This window comes from Streptomyces sp. NPDC059900, assembly GCF_050270335.1.
GTDB lineage: Bacteria > Actinomycetota > Actinomycetes > Streptomycetales > Streptomycetaceae > Streptomyces.
This window is the reverse complement of record NZ_JBNNJZ010000321.1, coordinates 1-9574: the sequence shown is the minus strand read 5'-3', so window position 1 is coordinate 9574 and position 9574 is coordinate 1. Positions and strand designations below refer to the sequence as shown.

Sequence of the window (9574 nt, the reverse complement as noted above, 5' to 3'; positions counted from 1 at the left end):
GGACATCGGCACCTCGTCGGGCGCGACGGTGGAGACCCTGCTGCTCGCCGCGTGCTGGTACCTGATCATGACGTCGATCCTCAGCGTCGGTCAGTACTACCTGGAGCGCTACTACGCGCGCGGTTCGTCGCGCACCCTGCCCGACACCCCGTTCCAGAAGATCAAGGCCAACATGCTGTCCCTCGGCAACCGCGCGGGAGGTGTGCGCTGATGACCACCGCCATGGTGAAGTCCGAAGGCGTCCACAAGTCCTTCGGCAACGTCGAAGTCCTCAAGGGCATCGACCTGGAGGTCAAGTCGGGCGAGGTCTTCTGCCTCATCGGCCCGTCCGGCTCCGGCAAGTCGACGTTCCTGCGCTGCATCAACCACCTGGAGAAGATCAACGCGGGTCGGCTCTACGTCGACGGCGATCTGGTGGGCTACCGGCAGAAGGGGGACAAGCTGTACGAGCTCAAGGACAGCGAAGTCGCCCTCAAGCGCCGGGACATCGGCATGGTCTTCCAGCGCTTCAATCTCTTCCCGCACCTGACGGCCATCGAGAACATCATGGAGGCGCCGGTCCAGGTCAAGGGCGAGACGAAGACCGCGGCCAGGGAGCGCGCCGGCCAGCTTCTGGAGCGCGTGGGCCTGGCCGACAAGGCGAAGAACTACCCCTCGCAGCTCTCGGGCGGCCAGCAGCAGCGCGTGGCCATCGCCCGCGCGCTCGCGATGGAGCCGAAGCTGATGCTCTTCGACGAGCCGACGTCGGCGCTCGACCCGGAGCTGGTCGGTGACGTGCTCGACGTCATGCGCGACCTCGCCGAGTCCGGCATGACGATGATCGTCGTCACGCACGAGATGGGCTTCGCGCGCGAGGTCGGCGACAGCCTCGTCTTCATGGACGAGGGCGTGGTGGTCGAGTCCGGCCACCCGCGCGACGTCCTGACGAACCCGCAGCAGGAGCGGACGCAGTCGTTCCTGTCGAAGGTCCTCTAGCAGGTGCGCGAGAGGGGCGGTACGGACCTGATGTCCGTACCGCCCCTCTCGCGTGTGCGCGCTACTTGAGGCCCAGCACCATCGCGTCCGACGGCGAGGACCACACCGTGCGCGCCTCGCCGAAGCCCGCGTCGCGCAGCGTGCGCGCGTGCCACTCGGGGGGCGGGGTGTCGCCGTCCGCGTGCTCGCCGTAGATCTCGAAGCGCTTGGCGGTGGGTGCGGCGAGGACCGGGTCCTTGGCGGCCAGCTGCCACCATTCCTTCCAGTCCACGGCGCCCTCGGCCCTGGCCCGGTCCATACGGGCGTGCCGCTGGGCACGGTCGGCGTCGTTCAGGCGGGGCGTGGCGGGGTCGGGCATGTGGTCGGCGTTCATGAAGACGCCGCCGTCGCGCACGACCGACGCGATCTGCCCGTAGAGGGTGGTGAGGGGTTCGCTGTGCAGCCAGTGCAGGGCGGTGGCGGTCAGAACGGCGTCGTACGAGTCGTACGGGAGCCGGTCCGTCCAGTCGGGGTCCTTGAGGTCCGCGGTCACGAACGTGACGCGGTCGTCCCCGGCGAAGGTGCCCTCGGCGATGGCCAGGAGCGCGGGGTCGAGGTCGACGCCGGTGCTGACCGCGTCCGGGAACCTCTTGAGCAGCCGGTCCGTAATACTCCCCGTACCGCACGCGAGGTCCAGGACGCGCGGCTCGGTGCCGACGACGGCTTCGACCATGTCCAGCATGACCCGGAACCGCTCCTCGCGGTCGGGGAGATACCACTCCTGCTGCCGGTCCCAGCTGTCCTGCCAGGCCCGCCAGTCGGTTCCGGACACCGTTTCCGTCATCAGAAGCCCTCCCGTACGTAATACGCTCTCGTAATACCCTCGAACTACGCGCAACCGTTACTCACGCACTGACGAAGATAGCCCGCCCCGGTAAGGACTACAAGTGGAACTGGCCTATTACTCGGACTACGCCGTACGTCTGGTCAACAGCGAGGAGCCGGGTCGCAACAAGGACACGCTGACGTCGGTCGAGGCCGTCCGTGAGCTGTTCGGAGGGAGCTCGCAGGCCGCGCGCCGCGCCACGGACTCCGACGTCACCCGCTTCCGGTCGGTACGGGCCAGGCTCAGGGCGGTCTTCGAAGCGGCCGACGGCGGCGACGAGACCCTGGCGGTCTCCCTGCTGAACTCACTGCTCATGGAGTTCCCGGTCAGCCCGCAGATCTCGGGCCACGACGACCGCGACGACGACGGAAACCCGCTGTGGCACATGCACCTGGCGGACCACCCGTCGAACGCCACGTCCGGGTACGCCGCGATCGCCGCGATGGGCCTGGCCTTCCACCTGACCGAGCACGGCGTCGACCGCCTCGGCCTGTGCGAGGCAACGCCGTGCCGCAACGCCTATCTCGACACGTCGACGAACCGCTCCCGGCGCTACTGCTCGGACCGTTGCGCGACCCGCGCCAACGTCGCCGCCTACCGCGCCCGCAAGCGCCTGGAGACGGACCGGTCGGCCAGCACGGGCCGCGCCGCCGAGACGGCCCAGCGCAGCAGGGCCAACGGCGAGCGCTGACCGGACGCGAACCGGGGCGGGCGGTAGCGGAACCACACCTTCCCCAGGACGAGTTCCCCGGGCACCGTGCCGTAGTCCGTGCTGTCCCCTCCCGCGTACGCGTTGTCCCCGAGCACCCACCAGCCGCCCTCGCGCCGCTCCGCGGCGCGCTTGACCACCAGCAGGTCCTGCTGGAACGGATGGCGTAGCACCACCACGTCACCCGCACGGACCCGTGCGCCCCACTGCACCACCAGACGGTCCCCGTGGTAGAGCGTGGGCACCATCGACGGACCGGTCACCTCTGCCGCACCCAACGGCAAGACGGACCTTCTCCGTTCGCTCTCCTGTGACAGCTCCGGCATCACCGGCACCTCCCCGGTCCTATCCTCCACCAGTACGAGTCTGGCCCTGGACTTTTGACCTAAGCCCATGGGGGCACTCGCGAAAACACGTCTCTCACGGAGTAATGTCCCACCTGAGAAGACGATCACGAGGAAGGACCGCTGCATGCTTTCCCGCCTGTTTGCCCCCAAGGTAAAGGTCAGCGCCCACTGCGACCTGCCCTGCGGCGTGTACGACCCGGCTCAGGCCCGCATCGAGGCGGAGTCGGTCAAGGCCGTCCAGGAGAAGATGGCCGGTAATGACGACGCGCAGTTCCAGACGCGTGCCATCGGCATCAAGGAGCAGCGCGCGGAGCTCGCCAAGCACCACGTGTCGGTGCTCTGGAGCGACTACTTCAAGCCCCCGCACTTCGAGAAGTACCCGGAGCTGCACCAGCTGGTCAACGACACCCTGAAGGCCCTCTCGGCCGCCAAGGGCTCGTCGGACCCGGCCACGGGCCAGAAGGCGCTCGACTACATCGCCCAGATCGACAAGATCTTCTGGGAGACCAAGAAGGCCTGATCTCAGCGCCTTCAGTACTGGTTCCGTACTGGTCCAGTACTGGTTCAGCACACACGAGAGCACCCGGCATCCGCGCGGAGCCGGGTGCTCTCTGCGTTGCGTCAGCCCTGCAGGGCCGCGAGGCCCTTGCGCAGGTCATCCGCGTTCATCACCGGGCAGATCTCGATCTCCGCGCCGAGCTCCAGGAAGAACGGCTCGGCGATGGACGGGATCCGCGAGCTGTCCTCCATGTCGAAGACGAAGGTGGCGGTCCGGCCGCCGTCACCGGGACCGAAGTACGCGGCCTCCGGTTCGAGCTGTTCCGTCACCGACTGCATGATCTTCGGCAGCGTGCCGTTCTTGATCGCCTCGTTCGAGACCTGCGTGTCCAGACGCGCTCTCAACATGACTCTCATGGCTCTCACTTCCTCCCTCCAAGGGTCCCGCATCAGGCCCGATCATGCAGCGCCAGGTTCGCGGCGAAGCCCAGGAACGCCACCCCGCTGAACTGCTCGAGGCGGCGGCGGAACGACGGGCGGCGCATGCGCTCGCCCAGTGCGGAAGCCGCCCGGGTGATGATCCAGTACCAGAGCGCGAGCTCGGCCAGGTCGATCGCCGTGAGCAGCAGGGTCGCGCCGAACACGTCGGCGCCCGCCGGGACGAACTGCGGGATCAGGCTCATGTAGAAAAGCCCGGCCTTGGGGTTGAGCAGGTTCGTGCCGAGGCCGGCGCGGAAGGCGGCCCAGCGGCTGCGGGGAGTGACGGGCGGTGCCGCTTCCCCGGCCGGTGCTCCGGACGTCCCCTCGGCCGGTGCTCCGGCCGTCCCCTCCCCCGCCCGGCGGCGGGCCCGCCGCAGCGCCGTGCCGCCGAGCCACGCCAGATAGACGGCGCCTCCGATGCGCAGTGCCTCGTACGCGAGATGCGATGCCGTGAGCAGTGCCGTCAGGCCGATCGCCGTCGCCACGCCCCAGGCCAGGCAGCCGGTGAGGATGCCGAGCGCCGCGGCGAAGCCGCCGTCCCGGCCGTGGGCCACCGAGGTGCGCAGGACCAGGAGCGTGTCCAGGCCCGGCGTGACGTTGATGATCGCGGCGACGCCCGCGAACGCGAGTGCGGCGGTGAGCATGCCGGGAGATTAGCCGCCCTCCGCGGGCTCGCGCCGCCGGATAAATCAGTTGCCGGGGGCGGCCCGCACCTGCTGCACTCTCCGTACACCCAGACCCGTCGAGGAGACGCAATGCGCCGTTCGTTCATGTCCAGCCGGAAGGGAATTGCCATCAACCCAGAGGACATGACACTTCGTGCATACGTCGAGCACATCCAAGACGCTGAACCTGGGCATCCTGGCGCACGTTGACGCCGGGAAGACCAGCCTGACCGAGCGGCTTCTGCACGCCGCCGGTGTCATCGACGAGATCGGTCGCGTCGATGCCGGCAACACCCAGACCGACTCACTGGCCCTGGAACGGCAGCGCGGGATCACCATCAAATCCGCCGTCGTCTCCTTCGCCGTCGACGACGTCACCGTCAATCTCATCGACACCCCCGGCCACCCGGACTTCATCGCCGAGGTGGAGCGGGTGCTGAGCGTGCTCGACGGCGCCGTACTCGTCGTCTCCGCCGTCGAGGGCGTCCAGGCGCAGACCAGGGTGCTGATGCGGACGCTGCGGCGGCTCCGCATTCCCACGCTCGTCTTCGTCAACAAGATCGACCGGCGCGGAGCGCGCCACGAGGACCTGCTGCGCGACATCGCCCAGCGGCTCGTGCCGGACATCGTGCCCATGGGTACGGTCACCGGACTCGGCGGCCCCGAAGGCGCCTTCGTGCCCTGTGCCGCCGGTGATCCCGCCTTCACCGCCCGCCTCGTCGACGTACTCGCCGCGCACGACGACGCCCTGCTCGCCGCGTACGTCGAGGACGAGGCGGGACTCTCCCCCGGGCGGCTGCGCGCCGAACTCGGCACGCAGAGCGCGCGGGCCCTGGTCCACCCGGTGTTCTTCGGCTCGGCCGCCACCGGCGCGGGCATCGGCGAACTCATGGCGGGCATCCGGGAGTTGCTGCCCTCCGAGGACGGGGCGCAGCGGTCCTGCGATCCCGTGTCCGGCACCGTGTTCAAGGTCGAGCGCGGGGACGCCGGGGAGAAGATCGCGTACGTGCGGATGTTCGCGGGGATCCTGCGCACACGGGACCGGCTGCCGTTCGGCGGCGGGCGCGAGGGCAAGGTCACCGCGGTCAGCGTCTTCGAGCACGGGTCCGCCGCCGCGCGCGAAGGTGTCCGCGCGGGGCAGATCGGCAAGGTGTGGGGGCTCGGCGACGTCCGGATCGGTGATGTCGTCGGCGTACCGGACGCGGCGGGCGCGAGCGCCGGTCGCCAGTACTTCTCGCCGCCCACCCTGGAGACCGTCGTCGTCCCCGCCCGCCCCGGCGACAGGGGCGCGCTGCATCTCGCGCTCGCCCAGCTCGCCGAGCAGGACCCGCTGATCAATCTGCGCCAGGACGACCTCCGCCAGGAGGTGTACGTGTCGCTGTACGGCGAGGTCCAGAAGGAAGTCATCCAGGCGACCCTCCTCGACGAGTACGGGATCGACGTCACGTTCCGCGAGACCACCACCATCTGCGTGGAGCGCGTGACGGGCAGCGGTTCCGCTCACGAGATCATCGACAAGGACGACAACCCCTTCCTGGCCACCGTCGGGCTGCGCGTCGAGCCCGGCCCGCCGGATTCCGGCGTGGAGTTCCGCCTGGAGGTCGAGCTCGGTTCGATGCCGTACGCGTTCTTCCGTGCCGTCGAGGAGACCGTGCGCGAGACGCTGGCGCAGGGGGTCCACGGGTGGGAGGTGAGCGACTGCGTCGTCACCATGACGCACTCCGGTTACTGGCCCCGGCAGAGCCACGCGCACGGCACCTTCGACAAGAGCATGTCGAGCACGGCCGGGGACTTCCGGCAGCTGACCCCGCTGGTGCTGCTCGACGCGCTGCGGCGGGCGGGCACCCGGGTGCACGAGCCGCTGCACCGCTTTCGGCTCCGCGTCCCCGACGACGTGTTCGGGACGCTCCTGCCCGTGCTCTCGCGGCTGCGTGCGGTCCCGCACACCCAGACGGCGCGCGGCACCTCGTACGTCGTCGAGGGCGAGATCCCCGCGGCCCGCGTGCACGAACTCGAACAGCTGCTGCCCTCGCTGACGCGCGGCGAGGGCGAGCTGGAGTCCGCCTTCGAGCGGTACAAGGCGGTCGCGGGCGAGGCCCCCGACCGGCCGCGCACCGACCGCAATCCGCTCTGCCGCAAGGAGTATCTGCGAGAGGTGACGGGAGTAAGGCGCTGAACACCGCGCTTGGTTATGGTCCATCCGTCCCCCCTGCCACTTGGAGGAGAACAGCAATGAGCGCACCCCGCCCGCCCGAGCAGCGCAAGCAGGACGTCCTGCACCGCCTCGCCCACGACGTCGACGCCTGGGTGGCGACCGCCGGCGCCGACGGCGGGATCCCGTACCTGGTCCCGCTGTCCTTCCGGTGGACCGGCGAGGCCCTGCTCGTGGCCACTCCGGACGCCAGCATCACCGGCCGCAACCTCCGGGCGACCGGCAAGGCGCGGGTCGCCGTCGGGCCGACCCGCGACGTCGTGATGATCGAAGGGGCCGTACGCGCCCTCGGCGAGGGCGAGTTGACCGCCGAGGACCTCGACGACTTCGCCGAGCAGACGGGGTTCGACCCGCGCAAGCTCGACACCGTGTACACCTACTTCCGCATCACCCCGCAGCGGATCCAGGCGTGGCGCGAGGCCGACGAGCTGGAGGGGCGGGAGTTGATGCGGGGCGGGCGGTGGACGGTCGGGTGAGGTGAGCCTGCCGACGCGGGGCCGGGGCCGGAGTTCGGGCCGGGGTCAGTCCCGGCCGAGGACCGGGGCCAGCGCCTCCCGCAAGTCGTCGGGTCCCGTGTAGTGCAGCCCCGTCATGCCGAGCGCGACCGCCGCGTCCACGTTCTCCTTGCGGTCGTCCACGAACAGGCAGCGCTCGGCCCGGACCCCTGCCCGCTCCAGGGCGATCTCGTAGATCCGGCGGTCCGGCTTGACGATGCCGACACCGGCGCTGCCGACCACCGTGTGCGCGAGGTCGGCGATGCCGAGTTCGGCCAGGTCGTCGTCCAGCCAGGGGGTCGCGTTCGTCACGAGCGCCACGTGCAGGTGCGCGCGGGCCCGCCGGAGCAGGTCGACCACGGTGGCGTCGGCGGAGAATCCGGCACCGGCGAGCGCGGTGCCCAGGGCGTGCCCGCGCTCGTACGGCACGCGGTCCGCGAGGCCGCGCGCAATCGCCGCCACCCACTCCTGCCTGCCGGTGCGCCCGAGCATCAGCGGCAGGTCGGTCTCGGGCGCGAAGGCGATCTCGGCGGTGCTGCCGTGCGGGAGACCGGCGTCGCGCTCCATCGCCTCCAGCTCCGACATGTCGTAGAAGCGGATCACGCCGTCGAGGTCGCAGAACACCGCGTCGAAGGGCAGCGGCGGCCCGGGGGCCCGCGGCGGCACAGCGTCGGGGGCCTGCTGCGCCACCGGCCAGGTGAAGCGCACCTTCTCCCGGGCTTCGGCGCCGATACGGTCGTAGAAGCGGATCGCGCCCTCGTTCCACGCGGGTGTCTGCCACTGGACCTCGGGGAGGCCCAGGGCGCGCGCCTGTGCGGCCACCGCGTCCGTCAGGCGCTCGCCGAGGCCGAGGCCCCGGTGTCCGTCGCGCAGGAAAAGGCAGTCCATGTGGAGGTACTCGGTGCCGTCCCAGGTGGAGATCTCCGGCGCGCACGTGGCGTAGCCGACGACCTCGCCGCCGGGCAGCTCGGCCACCAGGCAGCGCAGGCGCGGTTCCGGCTCACCGAAGAGCAGGGCGTCCAGACGCCGGTCGAGGCCGGGGGCGGGCGGGGCGCCCTTCTCGTACGCGGCGTGCTCGGCGATCAGCTCCACGATGCGGGGGAGGTCGGCGGGGCGCGCGTGACGGACGCGGGGAACCGCGCCGTTCTGTTCGCGGGGCGCTTCGGCGTTCTGTTCGCCGGACGCCGCGCCGGGCTCTTCGCCGTCCTGTGCGCGCGATCTGTCGTACGTCATCGCAGATCCCCCTCGGCGATGTCGTTGCCCCGCGCGGTGAGCCGCTCCGCGAGAGGTCCGGCCCCGTCGAGCACACGCCGTGCGTACGCGTTGCGCTCATGCGTGAGCGCGGCCGACGGGAGTGCCTCAAGCTCGGTCATGTCCATGCGCCCATGATGCAACTGTCCGCTGGTTCTTGTGATGCGGGTGTCCGCTACCGCTCCCCCAGCACTCGCTTCACGTTGGCCCGCAGCCGGTTCTGGTCCGCGCGGACCGCCTCGTACGCGTCCTTGTGGCGGGCCACGTCCGCGCGCTGCTTCTCCTCGCGCACCGCCCACCACACCCCGGCCGTGTTGTGCTCCCGCTTGCACTCGACGTCCGCGGTCGCCGTGGCCCGCTCCTTCGCCGTCCGGTCGGTGTTGCCGCCGTGGTCGTTCCCGCGGCTCCACGCCTTGTCGCCGAACGCGTCGTCCGGCGTCCGGTAGCGCTTGACGCCCCTGCTCTCCAGGCAGTCGGCCCAGGTGTCGAGAGCCTCGCGGACCCGCTCGTCCTTGACGATCGCCTTGTCCAGGCTCTGGATCCGCTTCGGGACGTACGTGTACATGCGCGTCCTGTCCCGTACGCCTTCGGTGAGGCGCCCGGCACCGCTGTTCGCGCAGCCGCTCGCGCGCTTGCCGCCCCGGCCGTACAGCGCCTGCTGCTCGTCCTCACGCACGGCGCGCCCCTCGGCCCGCCCGGCGTCGCTCCGGGACCGCGCCGGGTCCCAGCCGTAGCCCCAGCGGCGGGCGCTTTCGAGGTCGAGTGTCCCGTACGGGTACGACGGCATCTGCACCGCGACCATCGCATACGAATTGGCCATCTTCGGCTGCGCCGGGTGGAGGGGAAAGTCCTCGAAGCCGAGCTTGCGCATGCAGCTCCGCGTCATGCGCGCCTGCGCCTCCGTGTGGCGCTCGCTGTCCCGCGTGCTGAACTCGTACCGGTCGAGGGGCAGTTCGGGCAGGTCCTTGTCCGTCCGCACGGAGGGCACACCGGCGCCTCCCGCCCCGCCCCCCGACGACTACGAACCCCACCCGCGCCTGCCCCCCCCCCCCACGCCCCCAAAACCCCCCCCGGGGAT

Annotated in this window: 12 protein-coding genes and 1 pseudogene; 6 read left to right on the top strand and 7 right to left on the bottom strand. The window is 70.6% G+C overall.

From position 1 onward, the window contains the following. Together ACQKIP_RS30750 and ACQKIP_RS30745 are read left to right on the top strand one after the other, a co-directional pair. Positions 1-211 (top strand): annotated as a pseudogene (locus ACQKIP_RS30750) (amino acid ABC transporter permease); the annotation flags it as partial. An 11-nt stretch (positions 212-222) separates the two neighbouring features. After that, on the top strand, positions 223-975 hold the full coding sequence (locus ACQKIP_RS30745; protein ID WP_365860774.1) for an amino acid ABC transporter ATP-binding protein: 753 nt from the start codon (positions 223-225) through the stop codon (positions 973-975). 61 nt (positions 976-1036) lie between these two features. Here ACQKIP_RS30745 and ACQKIP_RS30740 read toward each other — a convergent pair whose 3' ends face one another. Then, positions 1037-1798, bottom strand: a complete 762-nt coding sequence (locus ACQKIP_RS30740) for a class I SAM-dependent methyltransferase (RefSeq protein WP_365860582.1) — start codon at positions 1796-1798, stop codon at positions 1037-1039. A gap of 103 nt (positions 1799-1901) precedes the next feature. On the opposite strand from ACQKIP_RS30740, the gene ACQKIP_RS30735 reads away from it, so the two are divergent. After that, positions 1902-2531, top strand: coding sequence for a CGNR zinc finger domain-containing protein (locus tag ACQKIP_RS30735; protein ID WP_365860581.1), 630 nt, complete (start codon positions 1902-1904; stop codon positions 2529-2531). Here ACQKIP_RS30735 and sodX read toward each other — a convergent pair. Beyond that, positions 2435-2875, bottom strand: a complete 441-nt coding sequence (gene sodX / locus ACQKIP_RS30730; RefSeq protein ID WP_365860580.1) for a nickel-type superoxide dismutase maturation protease — start codon at positions 2873-2875, stop codon at positions 2435-2437. The two genes, ACQKIP_RS30735 and sodX, sit on opposite strands and share 97 nt — an antisense overlap. Before the next feature lie 145 nt (positions 2876-3020). Here sodX and sodN point away from each other — a divergent pair, with 145 nt between their 5' ends. After that, complete coding sequence (gene sodN / locus ACQKIP_RS30725) at positions 3021-3416, top strand: superoxide dismutase, Ni (protein ID WP_190081992.1); 396 nt, start codon at positions 3021-3023, stop codon at positions 3414-3416. 101 nt (positions 3417-3517) lie between these two features. On the opposite strand, the gene ACQKIP_RS30720 is transcribed toward sodN, so the two are convergent. Continuing rightward, the gene (locus tag ACQKIP_RS30720; RefSeq protein WP_365860578.1) at positions 3518-3811 is read right to left on the bottom strand and encodes a hypothetical protein; all 294 of its coding nucleotides are present in this window, start codon (positions 3809-3811) and stop codon (positions 3518-3520) included. A 32-nt stretch (positions 3812-3843) separates the two neighbouring features. Next, entirely contained in the window at positions 3844-4518 is a 675-nt protein-coding gene (locus tag ACQKIP_RS30715; protein ID WP_365860577.1) for a LysE family translocator, read from the bottom strand. Between the two features lie 175 nt (positions 4519-4693). Here ACQKIP_RS30715 and ACQKIP_RS30710 point away from each other — a divergent pair, with 175 nt between their 5' ends. Together ACQKIP_RS30710 and ACQKIP_RS30705 are read left to right on the top strand one after the other, a co-directional pair. Next, the gene (locus ACQKIP_RS30710) at positions 4694-6715 is read left to right on the top strand and encodes a translation factor GTPase family protein (RefSeq protein ID WP_365860576.1); all 2022 of its coding nucleotides are present in this window, start codon (positions 4694-4696) and stop codon (positions 6713-6715) included. 56 nt (positions 6716-6771) lie between these two features. Then, positions 6772-7227 carry a pyridoxamine 5'-phosphate oxidase family protein gene (locus ACQKIP_RS30705; RefSeq protein ID WP_365860575.1) on the top strand — a complete coding sequence of 152 codons (456 nt, stop codon included), beginning with the start codon at positions 6772-6774 and terminating at the stop codon, positions 7225-7227. 45 nt (positions 7228-7272) lie between these two features. On the opposite strand, the gene ACQKIP_RS30700 is transcribed toward ACQKIP_RS30705, so the two are convergent. The 3 genes from ACQKIP_RS30700 to ACQKIP_RS30690 are packed head-to-tail and all read right to left on the bottom strand — an operon-like array spanning position 7273 to position 9484. After that, positions 7273-8478, bottom strand: coding sequence for a GNAT family N-acetyltransferase (locus ACQKIP_RS30700; RefSeq protein ID WP_365860574.1), 1206 nt, complete (start codon positions 8476-8478; stop codon positions 7273-7275). Next, positions 8475-8624: a hypothetical protein gene (locus tag ACQKIP_RS30695; protein ID WP_365860573.1), complete on the bottom strand. Its 150-nt coding sequence runs from the start codon at positions 8622-8624 to the stop codon at positions 8475-8477. The genes ACQKIP_RS30700 and ACQKIP_RS30695 overlap by 4 nt, the downstream gene beginning before the upstream one ends. 47 nt (positions 8625-8671) lie before the next feature. After that, positions 8672-9484: a hypothetical protein gene (locus tag ACQKIP_RS30690; RefSeq protein ID WP_365860572.1), complete on the bottom strand. Its 813-nt coding sequence runs from the start codon at positions 9482-9484 to the stop codon at positions 8672-8674. Positions 9485-9574 lie beyond the last annotated feature (90 nt).

Excerpts from the sequence above, each read along its gene's own strand:
- ACQKIP_RS30745 (WP_365860774.1), top strand. The coding sequence starts at position 223 with ATGGTGAAGTCCGAAGGCGTCCACAAGTCCTTCGGCAACGTCGAAGTC.
- ACQKIP_RS30740 (WP_365860582.1), bottom strand. The coding sequence starts at position 1,798 with ATGACGGAAACGGTGTCCGGAACCGACTGGCGGGCCTGGCAGGACAGC.
- sodX (WP_365860580.1), bottom strand. The coding sequence starts at position 2,875 with ATGCCGGAGCTGTCACAGGAGAGCGAACGGAGAAGGTCCGTCTTGCCG.
- sodN (WP_190081992.1), top strand. The coding sequence starts at position 3,021 with ATGCTTTCCCGCCTGTTTGCCCCCAAGGTAAAGGTCAGCGCCCACTGC.
- ACQKIP_RS30720 (WP_365860578.1), bottom strand. The coding sequence starts at position 3,811 with ATGAGAGTCATGTTGAGAGCGCGTCTGGACACGCAGGTCTCGAACGAG.
- ACQKIP_RS30715 (WP_365860577.1), bottom strand. The coding sequence starts at position 4,518 with ATGCTCACCGCCGCACTCGCGTTCGCGGGCGTCGCCGCGATCATCAAC.
- ACQKIP_RS30705 (WP_365860575.1), top strand. The coding sequence starts at position 6,772 with ATGAGCGCACCCCGCCCGCCCGAGCAGCGCAAGCAGGACGTCCTGCAC.
- ACQKIP_RS30700 (WP_365860574.1), bottom strand. The coding sequence starts at position 8,478 with ATGACGTACGACAGATCGCGCGCACAGGACGGCGAAGAGCCCGGCGCG.
- ACQKIP_RS30695 (WP_365860573.1), bottom strand. The coding sequence starts at position 8,624 with ATGGACATGACCGAGCTTGAGGCACTCCCGTCGGCCGCGCTCACGCAT.